Here is a 16,781-nt window from a genome sequence, read left to right on the forward strand (position 1 = left end):
GCGCGCCCCCGGCCTGGGGGTAACGGGGGGGTTCTTTGGGGCGCGGGGGCGGCGCCCCCCCTTCCCGGCGCCCCCCGGCCGTGCTCTCGTCAGTTCGCGGGATCCGCGACGAAGTTGTCGACGGTGATCGCGAACGGGCTGTTGGACAGGCCGCCGCCCGAATAGGTCCGGAGGCCGACCGAACCGCCGGTCTGCAGCGCGCTCGTCCCGTCGGTCGAGCTCACCTGCCAGGTGCTCGGCTCCGGGGTGCCGTCGAGCCAGGCCCGGGCCCGCAGGGTTGTGGTACCCGTGCCGAACGTCTGCAGGCGCAGATCAATGGTGGACCCGGCCTTCGCAGCCAGACCGGTGACCGTCGCGGACTGCAGCCAGGTGCCTCCGCGGAGCACCTGGATGGTGACACCACCAGCCGGTGAAACGATGATCCGGCCGTTGTAGTCGTCGGAACCGACCCGACGTCCCACCACCCCGGCGTAGACCGACCCGCCTTGAGGCAGTGCGGGGAGGCCGAAGCCGATCGACACGTCCGACGACGTCTGGTTCACCGCATTCAAGTACGCGGCCAGCGTCTGCCCGGCCTTGTCCGTGAAGGTCGCAGCTCCCCCACCGACTGCGTAGCTCGACGCGGTGTTGGTGGTGGTCCAGGACCCGCCGGTGTCCGCCGAGCCCAAGCCCCCCGTGACGCTCCGCGCGAACGCGTCGGTCGCGATATGGGGAGAGATCCCGGACGAGCTCACGGTGACCTGCTTCGTCGTCGCGGTCTTCGCACCTTGATCGTCCGCCACCGTGAGCGTCACCGTGAAGGTCCCCGGTGCCGCGTAGGTGTGGGACGCGGTCGGTCCGGTCCCCGTGGTGGAGTCACCGAAGTCCCAGGCGTACGACTTGATGGTGCCGTCGCTATCCGACGACTTCGAACCATCGACGCTCACCGAGAGCCCGTTCGTCGAGTCCGTGAACGAGGCCGTCGGCGGCACGTTGGCCGCAGCGGCTGTGCCGATGGACTGAACCGCGAACCCGCTGAACGAGAACGCGGTCGCGCCGTTCGTCGTCGTGCTGCTGAGGTAGGTGCGGAGCCCGACCGAGCCCGGGGACTGCAGGGCGGCGGTGGAGTCCGTCGCGCTGACCTGCCAGCTCGCCGGCTCAGTACCGGATGCCTTCCAGACTCTCGCCTGCACGGTCGTCGGGTTGGTACCGGACGTCTGCATGCGGAGCTTCAGCGGCAGTCCCGGGGTGTAGGTGAGCCCCGCAACGGTCGCCGAGTCGAGATAGCTGCCGTTCTGGACCACCTGCACGGTGACGTCGCCGGCGGCTCCCACCAGTATGCGGGCGTTGTAGTCGTTCGACCCGACGCGCCGCCCCACGACGCCCGCGAACGACCTGCCGCCGACGGGGAGATTGGGCAGCGAGATCGTCGTGGCGACGTCACTCGACGTCGACGACACGGAGCCGAGGTAGGCCGAGCGGGTCGACCCGGGTGCCGTGGAGAACTGCGCCGCACCGGAAGCGACGGAGAAGTCCGACGCGGTACCCGCGAGCGTCCACGGACCGCCGACGTCGGCCGTGCCGAGGCCGCCGTTGACGGTCCGGTCGAACGAGTCCGATCCGAGCGTCGACGACGACGGGGCGGTCACGGTGACGGATCGCGTGACGGACGCGGTCGCGCCCCCGTTGTCGGTCACGGTGAACTGCACGGTGAAGGTGCCGCCCGCGGCGTATGTGTGGGCAGCCGTTGCACCGGTCGCGGTGTGCCCGTCGCCGAAGTCCCACGCATAGGACGCGACCGTGCCGTCCGGATCGCTGGAACCCGACCCGTCCACGTTCACGGTGAGCCCTGATGTGGCGCTGGTGAACGATGCGGTCGGCGGCTGGTTCGGCGCCGCGACCGTGACGGCGTGCTTGACCGTGTCGGTCGCTCCCTGGTTGTCCGTGACCGTGAGCGACACCGTGTAGCTGCCGCCCTTGCTGTACGTATGCGCGGTCGACGCGGTGGTGTCGGTCTCGATCGCCGACCCGTCGCCGAAGTCCCACGCGTACGAAGCGATGCTTCCGTCGCTGTCCTTGGACGCCGAGGCGTCGAAAGACGCGCCGAGCCCGTTCACCGAGCTCGTGAACGAGGCGGCGGGCGCCTGGTTCGCCGCGCTGACGGTGACCTGCTTGGTCACCGAGCTCGTGGCACCGTGGTCGTCCGTCACCCGGAGCACGATGCTGTAGGTGCCCGCCTTCGCATAGGTGTGCGTGGTGGTGGCGGTGGTGGCGGTCTCGACGGCGCTGCCGTCGCCGAAGTCCCAGGCGTAGGAGACGAGCTTGCCACCGGTGTCGCTCGACCCGGTCGCGTCCAAGGCCACCGCCAGGTCGGAGGGGTTCGTCGTGAAGGAGGCGACCGGCACGGTGGAGGCGGCGCCGGACGTCGCATCGCCGTAGTGGGCGCTCACCGTCGCCGCCGAAAGTGCCGTCGGGTAGATGGCGGTGTCGTCGATCTGCCCGGCGAAGTAGCTCGCGCCGCTCCACGAGGTGTCGCCGCCGATGCGCCAGTAGCCGCTGTAGTCCTGGCCCTGGGTGACGTCGGACCGAGAACCGATGAGCTTGCCGTCGAGGTACAACCGCATCCCGGCCGAGGACAGGGACGCCACGGCGTCATGCCACTTGCCGTCGTTGTACCCGCTCGAGCTCTTCAGGGTGCTGGTGGTGCCGTTGTAGACACCGAAGTACACGGTGCCGTCGGCTCCCATGTAGATGTGCCGGTCGTAGTTGCTGGAGGCACCGGCGTTCGCGTTGCCGAAGCCGACGACCTTGCCGCCGGCCGTGCTCGTCGTCTTGAACCAGGACTCGATGCTGAAGGTGTTCGGTCCTGGGATTGCCGTCTGGGTGGCTGCGAGGCCCGAGCTGTCGCCGGAGAAGGTCGCCGCGGTGTCGGTGTCGCCCTGGATCGCGCCGGGCGCGCCGAACGTGACGCCGGTCCCGGCGGTCAGATCGCTGTACCCGGCCCAGTCGTACGCCGTCGGACCGGACGCCTCACCGAAGCGCCAGTAATCGCTCGCGCCGTCCGCGATCACCGCGTTGGCGTATGCGCTGGCTCCGCTGCCCGCTGCGACGGTCGCGGTGACGGCCGCACTGGTCGCGCTGTTGCCGAACGGATCGGTCGCGGTCACGGTGTAGGTCGCCGTCGAGCCCGGGGAGAGCCCGGTGTCGGTGAAGCCGAGCGTGGGTCGCAGCCAGAAGCCCTCGCTCTCCGCCGTCGTGGTGTAGACCGTGGCCGAGCCGCGCTTCACCGTGTACGTGAGGTTCGCGTTGTCCCGGTCCCAGTTCGCCGGCCACGTCACGCGGACGGTGCCCGCTCCGAGCGAGACGGCGTTCGGCTTCCAGTTCGTCCCCGAGGACCAATTGGTGGCGGAGAGCTGAGGCCCGTCCCGGTTCGGCGCGATCGAGCTCACCGCGAAGCGGGCCAGGCCGTTCTGGCGTGAGCCGTTCACGGACGGGAACTCGCCGCCCAGCAGGACATACCCACCGCTGGTCGTGATGTTCCACGCGGCCTGATACTGCCCCGTGAAGCTTCCGATCGCGAGGTCCGGATACCAGGTCAGCACCTTCGGTGCCGGGGTTCCGGCGAAGTCCGCATACGGTGCGCCGTACGGGTCGTGAGCGAGGGTGCCGGCGGTCGCCTTGCTGAATGCCATGGCGTGCTGCTTCAGCGCTTTCGAAGGATTGGGGTCGGTCTGGTTGAAGCCGCCCGGGATGTCTCCGCAGAAGTGCGCATGCGACACGACGTAAACGGCGCTGCCCTGCGTGGCGACGGAGTACGAGTCGCCGTGGCAGTCCTCGATCCAATCGACGGTGCCGTCGGCCCAGGTCGCGTTGAACGCGCCCTCCAGATTGCCATCGGAAAGGGAGCCGTAGACGTATCCGGTGCCGTAGACGTTCGTGCCGTCGCTCCAGAGGCTCCAGATCGACGAGTTGTTGCCGTGGTCGTAGATCAGCTTGCCGACGTTCCAGGTCTGATTCACCTGCCCCGTTGCGCTGTCGACCGCGCCGAGGCCTTCGCCTGGGCTCGAACTGCCGTTGAGGCTCGGGAACGAGCCCCCGAGCACGACCTTGGACCCGTCCGGTGAGACGACGAGCGCATGGACGGCGTTGCTCGGCATGCGTGGGGCGAAGCCCGTCAGCACGCCGCTCGTGCCGCTCACCGCAGCAGCCCGCGTGCGGGTGACACCGTTCACGCTCGTGAAGTCACCGCCGAAGTACACGGTGGTGCCGCTGGTCGCGACGGCGATCACATTGCCGTTCGCCGAAGTCGTGAAGCCGGGCCGGACGGCGCCTGTGGTCGCATCGAGAGCGACGATGTGCGGATGGCTCGCGCCGTTCACCGTCGTGAAATCGCCGACCGCGTAGATCGTGGACCCGTCGGACGACGCGGCGAGGCCGCGCACCTGCGCATTGAAGGACGGCGTGAAAGTCGCGATCAGCGCGCCAGTGGTGAGGTTGTAGGCCAGCATCGCTGCTCGGCTCACGGTGTCCACCCCTGCCGCTGCGCCCGCGGGCTGCGCCTGCGTGAAGTTGCCACCGGCGTAGACGATGTTGCCGACGACGGTCTGCGCCCAGACGACTCCGTTGATCTGGGGCGCAGGGAGCGAGTCGCTCGAGACCGTGGTCGGTGCTCCGGGGGCGGGAGCGGTGTCAGCGAGTGCGGTCGATGTGGGCAGAGCCACGAGCGTGACGGCAGCCAGGAGCGTGGCGGATGACGCGGCGATCGCAACAGTGCGACGCCACCGAGGCGGGGTGACCACGGCAGGATCCTCTTCGGGTAGGTGCCAGGGCGGACCGAGGGCCGATCCTGGTGGGGGGCGGGCTCACTGTAGGGGACGGGTGCACTTGCCGGCGGCAAGAGGAATGGTTCGACGGATTGGTCCGACCAGGTGATCGGCGCAGGGATCAACGCGGAGCGGCTCCGCTGAAAGCGATCACGGGGTTCTGCACCGAGGTGTCGACAGTCACCTTGACCTGGGACCGGCCGGCCGTCGGGATGTTGAAGACGAAGACACCCTGCGCGGTTCCGCCGTCGGCCACCGAGGCCGGGAAGTCACGGCCGCCCGGTGACTGCAGCTGCACAGCGGGAGTGGTCGCAGCGCCGTAGTAGGCGTTCACGACGGTGTTGGAGAGGGACACGGAGCGACCGGTCGTGTTCTTGATCACGATCGTGAACCGCACGGCGGGCCCCCCGATCTCGCCCGGCCCCTGTGCCGTACCCGTGACCGCCTCCATCTTCGCGACCGAGGCCGTGAGCTCCTTGGCGATCGGGACCGCGGTCGGCCGAGTGATCGATGCCGTCCGCGTCGGCTGCGGAGCCGCGCCGACAGGGGGCCTGGTCGGCGCCGCCGTCGGCTTGGGCGTGCGAGTCGGCGCGGGCCTGGTGGGCGTGACGCTCGGGCTTTCGCTTGCGCTGGAGTCGGTCACAACAGGTGCGGCGGTCGTGAAGGCCGCCGCCGGAGTCGAGCGGTCGGCGTTCGCCAGCAGACCGAGGGTGACGACGGCAGCGGCGACCAGCAGCAGGACTCCGACGATGATCGAGGTGCCCCGGCGGGATCGGGGGGCACGGTGCTGGTCGGTCATCGGATTCCCTCGGGGGCGGGGCGCTTCGGGTCGAGCGCGCGGATGTCGCGGAACCATTTGGGCAGCGCAAGCGCGAGGTAGCCCAGGTTGGCGAGGAACAGGAGGCCGTAGACGACGAGGAACGCCGTCGGCAGGCCGATCAGGAGGAAGACGTAGACGAGCACGCCGTAGTCGGTGGGTGCGCCGGCGAGCGAGCGCAGCGGCGTGCTGCCGGTGCGGATGACGCTCGTCGTGTCCCTGCCCGCGCGAGCCGCCTTGAGCAGGTCGTTCAGGAGGAAGACGGAGAACGCGATCGCGGAGACCGCCATGAAGCCGAGCGGGACGAGCAGCCAGCCGCGCTGACCGGCAGGGACGAGGAAGCGGTACGCGGTGATCAGCACCGCCGCGTGCAGGGTCGAGGACTTGACCGCGTCGACGACGTGGTCGAGCCACTCCCCCGCGGCGGATCCGCCTCCGCGCAAGCGGGCGACCTGCCCGTCCGCGCTGTCGAACGCGTAGCCGGCGGCGAGCAGCACGGTGACCGCGAGGCCGAGCCAGAAGGTCGGCGGGACGAGCGCGAGCAGCAGGACCGCGATCCCGCTCAGGGTCGCGCTGATCGCGGTCACCTGGTTCGGCGTGAGTCCTGCCCGGAAGGCGGCGGCCGCGATGAAGCGGCCGAGCTTCCGGTTGACGTAGATGGAGTAGGCGGGCGCGCCGCGTCCGGCCGGCTTCTGCGCGGCTTTCAGGCGGGTGAGCGTCTGCCGATAGGTCTCGGGGACGGGTGCGGCGGGATTCCGCTCGTCCACCGCGGGCTCGGTGGGCATGGGGAGGGCGTCCAAACGGGTCGATCCGCGCTGGGTGACGCGGAAGGCCGATGCTACGGCGCCGCCATGCTGCGTGGAGGCCCTTCTTCGAGGGGCACGCAGTCCCCTACGGCGTCGTGGTCAGGTAGGCGACGCCGGAACCGGAGAACGTGAGCGTGCCCTCGTCGGGCGTGATCAGCGCGGCGTCACCGCGGGCCAGGGCGATCGAATCGGTCGCGCCCTCGATGGTGAGTCCACCGGTGACGACCAGCACCTCCGCAGGGCCGGTGAGCGCGACGGTCGTGCGCTCGGGGCCGGCGAGCGTGTAGCCGTGCACCGCTGCCGCCTCGCCGAGGGCGATGCGCTCGAGGACGAAGTCGTCGCTCTGCGGCCGCCACACCGTGACGCCGGGCTCCCCCTCCGAGGGCTGGACGATCGGCGTCGCAAGCGCCTCGAACACGACGATCCGCAGCAGCTCGTCGACGTCGACGTGCTTCGGGGTGAGGCCCCCGCGGAGCACGTTGTCGCTCGCGGCCATGACCTCGATGCCCGTCCCCGAGAGATAGGCGTGCATCGCACCGGCCGGCAGCGCGAGCGCCTGCCCCTGCTGCAGCGAGACCCGGTTGAGCAGCAGGCTGATCACGACGCCGGGGTCACCGGGGTACGCCTCCGCGAGCGTGCCGACGGTGGCCGCCTCCCGCGCGAAGCTCGAGTTGCTCCCGAGCCGCGCCGCCGCGCCGACCACGGCGGCGACGAGGCGCTCGGCGTCGTCCCCGCCGCGGAGCAGGCGCTCGACGGCGAGCGCGAGCGAGTTGCCGGGCCGGGCGTGGTCGGCCACCGTGTCGCCGCTGTCCGGGAGGCCGTCGCGGATGACCTCCGCACTGCTGCCGAAGGATCGGGCCTCACCGGGATCCCCGGCGCCGAGCTCGTCGGCGAAGCGGGTGATCGCCGCGCGGTGCTCGCCCGACGCGACGGTGGCGAGCTCGGCGAGCAGCATCCGGCTCTCGCTCAGATGCCGGAAGCCGGCGAGCGCCTCGAACGTCGGCGACAGGGCGAGGATCAGCTCCGGCTTCGCGGAGTCGTCCTTGTAGTTGCGCGTCTCCGCGTCGAGCGGGACCCCCGCCTCGTTCTCCCGCGCGAATCCCGCCTTCGCCTGCGCCGTGTCCGGATGCACCTGCAGCGACAGGGGCGCGTCCGCGGCGAGCACCTTCATGAGGAACGGGAGGCGCGTGCGCCCCGCGCCGAGGTACGCCGCCGGCGCCTCCGCGATGACCTCGTCGAGCCGCCGACCGGCCAGCGACGGCGTCGCCGCGCTGACCGTGCTCGGCCAGCCGGGGTGCGCGCCGAGCCACAGCTCCGCCTCCGGGCCACCGGAGGCCTCATGCCCGAGCAGCTCCGCGATCGCGGTGCGCGAGCCCCAGGCGTAGTCCCGCGGCGTGTTGGTGATCCCGACGAACATGCCCCATTCCTATCGCGCCCCGCTGCGCCCCGCCTGCCGCCCCCGCGCACCAGTCGACCGCCGGTCGAGGCGCGAGCGAGGCGAGCCTCCCCCGCCGGCCGCAGCACACCCCTCCCCGGACCCCACCTCGTCGGTCGAGGTGCGAGCGGAGCGAGCCTCGAGACCACCCCGAACGACGCGGCGCCCCCGCCCGCGCGTGAAGACGCACCCGCACCATGCACCTCGTAGGTTGGGCTGGTGCGACGACGGGTGCGGGACGGGTACGTCCTCGTCGCGCTCTTCTCGCTGTGGTACGGCGCCGTGATGCGGGACCTGCTGAGCTGGTGGGGCTTCGGCGCCGTCTCCCTGCTGCTGCTGGCCGGCGGGATCGTGCTGATCGTCCACGAGCGCGCACGCGCGCAAGCGCTCCTCCTCTCCTGGCGCGCCGCACCGATCGCCGCGTTCATGGCGGTCTGCCTCGCCTCCACCGCCTGGTCGGCGTACCCCCTGCCCACACTGCTTGCCTGCGTGATCCAGATCGCCACCGCGACGGTCGCGGTCGCGCTCTGCCTGGCGGGGCCACCCGTCCGCCTCGCGGGGCTGTTCGCGATCATGCTCCAGGCGGACATGGTGATCTCGCTGCTCTTCGAGATCGGCGTCGCGCTCTCCCCCGGCGGCCAGATCCTGCCGCTCTGGACGAACTACAGCGCGAACGTGCCGGGGGCGTACTACTGGAGCAACGGGCTGATCTTCCACGGCGGCCGCATCCAGGGCTTCGTGGCGAACGCGAACCTCCTCTGCTTCCAGGCGCTCATCGCCGCGGTCGTCACCGCGACGCTCGCCCGCTCGCGGTTCGTCTCCCGGCGCCTGCTGGTCCCCGCGCTCGTGCTCGACGCGGTCGTGCTGCTGCTCACCCGATCGGCCACGGTCGTGATCGCCGGCGGCGTCGTCGTCGCGGCGGCGCTCGTGATCGCGGGGCTGCGCCGGTTCGGTCGCCGCGGGAGGATCGCGGTGCTCGGTGGGGCGCTGGCGTTCACCGCGGTCATCGCCCTCGCCTCCTCCCGGTTGTCCGAGCCGTTCCTCCACCTGCTCGGGAAGGGCGACGACTTCACCGGCCGGCTCGAGATCTGGCGGCTCGTCGGGAGCCTCGTGGAGGCGCGCCCGGTCCTCGGGTGGGGCTGGATCAGCTACTGGGCGCCGTGGATCGCGCCGTTCAACGGGTTCGTGATCCGCGACGGCGTGCAGTACCTGCAGGCGCACAACGCGTACCTCGACATCCAGATGCAGCTCGGCGTCCCGGGTCTGCTCGCGCTGGTCGCTGTGCTCGGCTCCGTCGTCTACCGGGCGCTGCGGCTCTCGCTCCTGCACCGCCCGATCGCGATCCTCCCCCTCCTGCTGCTCGCCGCGCTGCTGACCCAGGCGATGGCGGAGAGCCGGCTGCTCATCGAGGGGAACTGGGCGCTGCTCGTCGCGCTGTCGGTTGCGCTGCCGATGCCCGCTACCGGTTCATCCGTCCCGGTCGGCGTGCCGACGGAGGTCCGTCCAGCGTTGAATCGGGCCTGAAGCGGCTTCTCCGCTTCGGGACGTCCCCCCATCTAGGGCCATCACATTCGCGGGCGATCCCAGTATGGTCGGCCAGAAGAGCCCGGATCCGCCCACGATCCACGTCTCCTCCGAGTCCCCACTCGCTGTACCCACCCAGGGGCACGTCACCCGCGTGGCCCGATCAGCTACCCAGCCGAACACCTCGCCATCGCCCAGGCGCCAGGCGCGGTTCTCGCCCCGAATCCGAGGACCCTCCGCATGACCACCCTCCAGTCAGCTGGACCCCGACACTCGCTCCCGATCGCCCCGATGCGGATCGCGATGATCGGCACGCGTGGCGTCCCCGCCGCCTACGGCGGCTTCGAGACCGCTATCGAGGAGATCGGACAGCGCCTCATCGGCGCCGGTCACGACGTGACGGTGTACGGCCGCGCGACGGGCGGGAACAGCCCGCGCGAACACCTTGGGATGCGGCTCGTCAACCTGCCGGCCCTCCGCTCGAAGGCCCTCGAGACCCTCAGCCACACGGCGCTCTCCTCGGCGCACTTCTCCGCCACGCGCCGGCATGACGTCGCGTTCGTCTTCAACGCTGCGAACTCGCCCTTCATCCCGGTGCTCCGGAGCCGCGGTGCCGCCGTGGCGCTGCATGTCGACGGCCTCGAGTGGAAGCGCGACAAGTGGGGCAAGTGGGGGCGCCGCTACTACCGGCTGGCGGAGCAGTTCGCCGTCCGGGAGGCGGACGCGCTCATCGCCGATGCCCGCGGCATCGCCGACTACTACGACGACGAGTTCGGGATCCCCACGGAGCTGATCAGCTACGGCTGCCGGATCCTCACGAACACGCCGGCCGACGCGATCGAGGCCCTCGGCCTCGTCCCAGGTCAGTTCCACCTCGTGGTCGCCCGCTTCGAGCCGGAGAACCACGTCGACGTGATCGCCGAGGGCTACCACCGCTCGGGCGCGACGATGCCGCTCGTCATCGTCGGCTCCGCGCCATACTCCGCCGCGTACACCGATGCGATCGGCGCCATCGCCAGGCGGGATCCCCGCATCCGTCTGCTCGGCGGCGTCTGGGACCAGCGGGTGCTCGACCAGCTCTACGCGCACGCAGCCAGCTACGTGCACGGGCACTCGGTGGGCGGCACCAACCCGTCGCTGCTGCGCGCGATGGGCGCCGGTACCGCGATCATCGGATGGGACGTCGTGTTCAACCGCGAGGTCGCGGGCATCGCCGGCTCCTACTTCTCCGCGCCCGCCGAGGTCAGCCGCTGCATCGAGGAGGTCGAGCGCTATCCTGCGCGGTTCCGCGACATCGGCGAGCTGATGCAGGAGCGGGCCCGCGCCCGCTACAACTGGGACTCGGTCACCGAGTCGTACGAAGCCCTCGCCGCCAAGCTGGCGCGCGGGTACACCACCCGCGGCATGAGCTCCGGTCGCCGGGCGCAGTCCGCCTGGTCCGTCGAGCAGCCGCTCGCGGTGGGAATCGGCCGTGGCTGACCGGGCCGGTCGGCCCGGTTCGGTCGCCACGGCGTTGATCGCACATCCCGGCGCCGAGCTCTACGGATCCGACCGTGTGATGCTCGAGACGGTCACCGCCCTCGTGGAGCGAGGCTGGCGTGTGGTGGTCGCGGTGCCATCGGAGGGTCCGCTCATCACGGAGGTCCGGCGGCTCGGCGCCGAGGTCGTCCTGCTTGCCGCCCCGGTGCTGCGCAAGAGCGTCCTCAAGCCCCGGAACCTCCCCGGCTTCATCGGCGGGTCCGCTGCAGCATGGTCGCGGACCGGGCGGCTGCTGAAGCGGCTCCGGCCGGACGTCGTGTACGTGTCGACGCTCACCGTGCCGCTCTGGATCGCGCGTGCCCGCGTGCGCGGGGTCCCGGTCATCGCCCACGTGCACGAGAGCGAGCGGCAGGCACCCTGGTTCGTGCGGGCGGCGATCGCCGCGCCGCTCCGCGTCGCCGACAGGATCCTCGTCAACAGCGACTTCAGCCGGAACAGCCTGACCGAGGTGGTCCCGACCCTCTCCGCGACCTCAACGGTCGTCTACAACGGTGTGCCCGGCCCCACCGTGGTGACCGAGGCGCGGCCAGAGCTGGTCGACGGTCTCCGGATCGTCTACGTCGGCCGGCTCTCACCACGCAAGGGCGTCGACGTCGCCGTCGACGCCCTCCGGGTCCTCCGCGAGCGCGGTGTCGACGCACGTCTCGACCTCGTCGGAGCGGTCTTCACCGGATATGAGTGGTACGAGCAACAGCTCCGCGCGCAGGTCGCCCGATCCGGCCTCGTGGACCGGGTCGTCTTCCACGGATTCCAGCCGTCCGTCTGGAGCGCCCTCGAGCGGTCCGACGTCGCCGTTGTGCCGTCCCGGCTCGAGGAACCGTTCGGCAACACCGCCGTCGAGGCGGTGCTCGCCGGGCGCCCCGTCGTCGTCAGCGCGATCGGCGGCCTCGTCGAAGCGATCGACGGCTTCGCCTCCGCCATCTCGGTGAACGCCGACGACCCGGTCGCGCTCGCGGACGCCCTCCAGCGGGTGGGAGCGAGCTGGTCCGCGTTCCGCCGCACCGCCGTTGCCCTCGCCCCCATGGCGGCGGACCGCTACGCGACCGCCGGCTACCGCCGACGTGTCGCGGACGAGATCGCGTGCGCCGCCCGCCTCTCCTCCGAGCACGTGCTCGCCTCCTGACCGATCCCGCGACCCCGAGGACCCTCAGTGACGCACTCCCCCAGGCGCATCGGCTACGCCGCAGGCGCCTTCGACCTCTTCCACATCGGCCATCTCAACCTGCTCCGGCACGCGAAGGCGGAGTGCGACGTGCTGATCGCCGGTGTCGTCTCCGACGAGATGCTGCGGCTGACGAAGGGCGTCACGCCCGTCATCCCCCTCGCGGAGCGGATGGAGATCGTCAGCCACATCTCCTACGTCGACCGGGTGCACGCGGAGGTGGTGCCGGACAAGCTCGATACCTGGAAGGAGCTGCGGTTCACGCACTTCTTCAAGGGCGACGACTGGCGCGGCACCGAGAAGGGCCTGCGCCTGGAGCGCGAGTTCGCCGCCGTCGGCGTGGAGGTGGTCTACTTCCCGTACACGATGTCGACCTCGTCGACCGTGCTGCGCCGCGCCCTCGCCGCATTGAACGGCGAGGGCTCGCGCGTCACCGGCTGATCCGGCTCAGCCGCACTTCGCCTGCGTCAGCGTGACCGGCACCGGGCGCACCTTCGGGGTGTGACTCACGGCGACGGTCTTGCTGGTGTCGGTGCCGCCGGTGAACACGCCCTTGACGGTCACCGTGCTCGCCGCCGGGATGGTGATGCTCACGACCCCGACCGGTCGCCCGTACATGTGCCCCTGCACCGCCGGTCGCTTGATGTATTCCCCGGTCGCGGAGTAGATCGTGTTGTACTCCGGCAGCAGGTTGTTGCCCCAGGTCACCTTCTGACCGTCGATGTACACAGCGCTGAGCTTCGCGCCGACCGGCCCGTAGAGCTGCACCCACTGCCGGTCGCCGCCGAACGGGATCTTCGACATGGCGGCCAGCACGTACGGGGTCAAGGTGTACGCCTTCGCGAGCGTGAGCGTGTTCGTGACCTTCGCGGTCACGGTGTACTTGGGCGTCGGCTTGCAGGTGTTGGTCGAGACGTCGACCGTCTCGTCCATGTAGTAGCTCATCTTCGACGTGGAGTCGTCGTTGTTGTAGACGCCGACTGTCGTCGCCTTCGTGTTGTCCGCCGGCAGCATGGTGCCCATCGGCGACGTCATGATCAGCTTCTCCTCGTCCGACCGGACGCTCCACATCTTCAGGCGCTGGTCCTGGAGCATCGGAGTCAGCTGCGCGACGTAGGCCTTCGGGGTGCCCTGGCCGTGCGTGACCGCGTCGAAGATGGACTTCGCGGCCGAGGCGAAGACGGCGTCCTGGATCTTCGGGTTCGTGTACTTCGCGTAGACCCCGGAGAGCAGGAAGTCGACCGCGTTCGAGGAATCGAGCTTCGTGCCGTCCGCGAGCGTGACGGGGCCCGTCGCGTTCATCAGGTACGACAGCGCCACCGGGTCGAAGGAGATGACCCCGTCGACCTTCCCGCCGTACGCGTTCAGCCACATGTCGCGGGCGTACTTGGCGGTGGTCGGGAAGTCCGGCGTCATCGTGATGTTCGTCACGTGCTTCGAGAGGTAGCTGGTGTAGATCTTGGAGTAGTCGCCGTTCCCGGGGCCGGACGGGGTGAACGGCGGCACCGTGTAGGTCGGGAAGTCGCCCGAGTTCCCCTGCCGCCCGAGCTTGATCTTGCCGTGGTCCACGACGAGCATCGCCATCGAGGCGGGGTTGCCGCCGCTGGCGCGCTCCTCCGCGTTGTTCTGGAAGATGAGCAGGTAGTGGCGGGTACCGTTCCCACCGAGGGCCGGGTAGAGGACCGGCATGACCTTGCGCAGCTCATGCGTGACGGGAGCGGCCTGATCGAGCAGCGACCGCAGCTTCGCGATCGGCTGCTGCAGCTGCGGCGCGACGTCCTTCGTGTCGATCGCCGCGGCGCTCCGATCCGCGGTCGTGATCGCGTCGTCGATGTCGGCCATCGCCGGCGTGAGCTTCTTCAGCGGTGCGATGTCGATCGCGCCGTTCTTCGGCTTGAGGCTGTCGACGCTGATCCCGTCCGCAGCGGTGGCGAGCGGGCCCACGCCGTTGCGCACCAGCGCGTCGATCAGGTCCGAGGTCTGCCGGAAGGCCTTCAGGTTCGGACCGAGCACCGGGATGTGCTCGTAGAGCGACCAGACCGGGTCGTTCACCTGGTCGGCGGCCTTCGAGGTGTTCGCCTGCAGCTGCTGGTACAGCGCCGCGGTACTCGGAGCATTCGGCTGCCCCAGTGCCGACTTGAACGTGGTCAGCTTCGTCTGCGCGGCGGTCAGCTGATCCTTCGCGATCAAGGCGCGGTTCCCGACGTAGACGGAGAGCACGACGGCCGCCACGACGCCGAGGAGGAGCGCGACGACGCCGCCGAGGGTGATTCGGCGGCGGATGCGCTGCGCACGCGTGCGCACCTTCTTTCGCTGGTGGGCCGGTTTCGGCATCGTGATGCGGCGTCCTTTCGGGAGGGCGCGGTCGTCGGGCGGCTTGCACCCTACTTCGAGGGACACGGCCGGACGCGTCGGGGCACGCCGACCGCCCGCTCGTGTTCAGGTCGTGAATCGCTCGAGCACGACGGCCACGCGATGCGCGACGGCGTCCCACTCGTACCGCCCGCGCCAGGCAGCGGAATCGCCGACGAGCGTCGCTCCGGCCGCCAGCAGGCCGTCCATCGCGGCCGCCCAAGCCTCGGCGTCGCCGTCATCGGTGACGCTCACCCCCTCGTCGCCCACGATCTCGGCGACGCTCGCGCAGCCGGCACTGAACCCGACCCGCCGGCCCGTTGCGATCGCCTCCAGCGCCGGCAGTCCGAAGCCCTCCAGCCTGGAGGACAGCAGCACGCCGTCGTGCGCCCGATAGAGCTCCGCCAGCTCCGCATCCGTCAGGCCGCTCCTGATCGTCACCCGGGGGACGACGTCGACTTCGTCGGCCAGGGCGAGAGCACGCTCGCCGTCACCGGTGACCAGCGTGAGCGAGTAGCCGGGGCGACGAGCCAGCGCCTGGAAGAGCACCTCCACGTGCTTGTGCGGCTTGAGGTTGCCGACGTACAAGAAGCGCCCGGCCGCGGGAGGAGCGACCTGCGGCCCGTCGAGGAACGACGGCGAGCAGCCGTTCCCGACGTCGACGACCTCGACCCCGCCGGATCCGATCCATTGCTCGATCCGCCGCTTCGAGGTCGCCGAGACGGTGAGCACGACGCCCGCGCGTCGGACGGCGGGCTTCACGACCGTTTCGTAGTACAGCGCCTTGGCTCGCGACCGTTCGGCCGGCTCGTCGAGATGGATGAGGTCGTGGAGCGTCAGCACCTGCCGGGCCCGCGTCACTCCCGCGTTGAATCCCGGGGTGTACACGACGTCGTGGGCGCCGAGGGCGAACCGCCACGGCGAGAGCACGTCGAGTGGTGAGGTCGGCGAGGTCGGAGTCGTCGCGCGGGCGGCACGCCAGGGCAGCCGCGGGACCACCTCCCCCGCGAACCGCGCGATCCCGTGCTGCCCTCGCCAGCGGGAGTCGACGACGATCACGCGGAGACCCCGTCCGCGACCCAGGCTCGGATCCGCTCCTGGAACCGCTGCACCGAGAACCGCAGCGCCGTGTCCGGGATCGCCGACCGGTCGAGCCGCATGGCGTCCTCGATAGCCTGGCGGAGCTCGGACGGGTCGAACCGCTCGACCAGGACCCCCGACACGCCCGGAATCACGCTCTCCCGAGCGCCGCCGACCGCGTTCGCGATGACGGGGACGCCGGCGGCCATCGCTTCGACGGGCATCATCCCGAAGTCCTCGACCGGCGGGAAGACGAAGACGGAGGCGGCCTCGTACAGCGCGTAGAGCAGGGCGTTGCTCGGCCGTTCGACGAAGTGCACCGGCACGCTCGCCCTGGACGCGAGATCGGCGAGCTCGGCTCGCAGCGGTCCCTCCCCGGCGAGGACGACCGGGAGCCCGGCTGCCTCTCCGGCGCGGATGACGAGGTCGAGGCGCTTGTACGACACGAAGCGCGACGCGCCGAGGACGAACCGCTCGGGCAGCGCCATGACGACGTCCTGCTCGGCCCCGTCGAGCCGGTCCGCCCAGGCGCGACCCTCGATGATCCGCTCCACGTCGACCGGCGGGTTGATCACGATCGCATCCCGCCGCCAGGCGTCCTCCACGCGGCGGCGGACGAACTCGCTGTTGGCTGCGATCGAGTGCGCCTCCTGCGCCCGCATGCGATCGATGGGCTTCAGCACGGCGCCGACCGTGCGGGCCACGAGGCCGCTGCCGCGGTCGTCGAGCTCAGGGTTCCAGATGTACCGGGCGGGCGAATGCACGTAGACGAACTTGCGCGCATCGCCGGCGACTCCGCGGACGCGCACGTGGTGCGAGAAGAGATGGGAGCTCGCGAGCACCCAGTCGTACTGCTTCCGCCGATCCACGACCGTCCGCCAGACGGCGGGGAGAGCGACGGCCGCGGCGGCCTTCCGGTTCCGGATGGGGGTGCGCGCCAGCCAGGACTCCGTCACCCGCGGCGTGATCGTCCGCCAGGGCGCGTTGTTCCAGGGCACGACGATGTCGCTCGTCGGGAACGTCTCCGCGATCACCTCGAGGACCCGTTCGGAGCCGCCGTGCGGCTCGATCCACTCATGGACCACAAGACCGACGATGATGACCTCCGGGGCTCGGACTGCGCGTTGAACCGTATGCGGGGATGCACTCGTGGCCCGCGAACTGGGGCCGTGTCGCGCGCATCCGCGGCCTGGCGGCCTGGGTGAGCACGCGACGGCGCGCGGCGTGGCGGGCGACGGGACCGCCTCCGGCGACGACACTTGCC

11 protein-coding genes are annotated in these 16,781 nt (G+C 70.6%); 4 read left to right on the top strand and 7 right to left on the bottom strand.

Features of this window, described 5'->3' with window-relative positions:
• Positions 1–89 precede the first annotated feature (89 nt).
• From ACTHLI_RS08465 to manA, 4 genes are all read right to left on the bottom strand, one after another.
• Positions 90–4,700, bottom strand: a complete 4,611-nt coding sequence (locus tag ACTHLI_RS08465; protein ID WP_440182722.1) for a PKD domain-containing protein — start codon at positions 4,698–4,700, stop codon at positions 90–92.
• Positions 4,701–4,923: 223 nt separating this feature from the next.
• Positions 4,924–5,601 carry a hypothetical protein gene (locus tag ACTHLI_RS08470; RefSeq protein ID WP_440182723.1) on the bottom strand — a complete coding sequence of 226 codons (678 nt, stop codon included), beginning with the start codon at positions 5,599–5,601 and terminating at the stop codon, positions 4,924–4,926.
• Positions 5,598–6,404 (bottom strand): CDP-alcohol phosphatidyltransferase family protein, encoded by an 807-nt coding sequence (locus ACTHLI_RS08475; RefSeq protein WP_440182724.1) that lies wholly within the window; start codon positions 6,402–6,404, stop codon positions 5,598–5,600. The genes ACTHLI_RS08470 and ACTHLI_RS08475 overlap by 4 nt, the downstream gene beginning before the upstream one ends.
• A gap of 106 nt (positions 6,405–6,510) precedes the next feature.
• Positions 6,511–7,842, bottom strand: a complete 1,332-nt coding sequence (gene manA / locus ACTHLI_RS08480; RefSeq protein WP_440182725.1) for a mannose-6-phosphate isomerase, class I — start codon at positions 7,840–7,842, stop codon at positions 6,511–6,513.
• Positions 7,843–8,079: 237 nt separating this feature from the next.
• Between manA and ACTHLI_RS08485 the strand changes: the two genes are divergently transcribed.
• The 4 genes from ACTHLI_RS08485 to ACTHLI_RS08500 all read left to right on the top strand — a co-directional run bounded on the left by ACTHLI_RS08485 (position 8,080) and on the right by ACTHLI_RS08500 (position 12,526).
• Positions 8,080–9,384: an O-antigen ligase family protein gene (locus ACTHLI_RS08485; RefSeq protein WP_440182726.1), complete on the top strand. Its 1,305-nt coding sequence runs from the start codon at positions 8,080–8,082 to the stop codon at positions 9,382–9,384.
• 240 nt (positions 9,385–9,624) lie between these two features.
• A complete protein-coding gene (locus ACTHLI_RS08490; RefSeq protein WP_440182727.1) occupies positions 9,625–10,863 on the top strand; it encodes a DUF1972 domain-containing protein in 1,239 nt (412 codons plus the stop codon).
• Positions 10,856–12,046 (top strand): glycosyltransferase, encoded by a 1,191-nt coding sequence (locus tag ACTHLI_RS08495; protein ID WP_440182728.1) that lies wholly within the window; start codon positions 10,856–10,858, stop codon positions 12,044–12,046. The genes ACTHLI_RS08490 and ACTHLI_RS08495 overlap by 8 nt, the downstream gene beginning before the upstream one ends.
• A gap of 27 nt (positions 12,047–12,073) precedes the next feature.
• Positions 12,074–12,526, top strand: coding sequence for an adenylyltransferase/cytidyltransferase family protein (locus ACTHLI_RS08500; RefSeq protein ID WP_440182729.1), 453 nt, complete (start codon positions 12,074–12,076; stop codon positions 12,524–12,526).
• Between the two features lie 6 nt (positions 12,527–12,532).
• Here the strand turns inward: ACTHLI_RS08500 and ACTHLI_RS08505 are convergent, their stop codons facing one another.
• From ACTHLI_RS08505 to ACTHLI_RS08515, 3 genes are all read right to left on the bottom strand, one after another.
• Entirely contained in the window at positions 12,533–14,389 is a 1,857-nt protein-coding gene (locus tag ACTHLI_RS08505) for a DUF4012 domain-containing protein (RefSeq protein WP_440182730.1), read from the bottom strand.
• Positions 14,390–14,524: 135 nt separating this feature from the next.
• Positions 14,525–15,496 carry a glycosyltransferase family 4 protein gene (locus ACTHLI_RS08510; RefSeq protein WP_440182731.1) on the bottom strand — a complete coding sequence of 324 codons (972 nt, stop codon included), beginning with the start codon at positions 15,494–15,496 and terminating at the stop codon, positions 14,525–14,527.
• Positions 15,493–16,602, bottom strand: coding sequence for a glycosyltransferase (locus ACTHLI_RS08515; protein ID WP_440182732.1), 1,110 nt, complete (start codon positions 16,600–16,602; stop codon positions 15,493–15,495). The genes ACTHLI_RS08510 and ACTHLI_RS08515 overlap by 4 nt, the downstream gene beginning before the upstream one ends.
• Positions 16,603–16,781 lie beyond the last annotated feature (179 nt).

Source organism: Amnibacterium sp., assembly GCF_051956055.1.
Taxonomy (GTDB): Bacteria; Actinomycetota; Actinomycetes; order Actinomycetales; family Microbacteriaceae; genus Amnibacterium.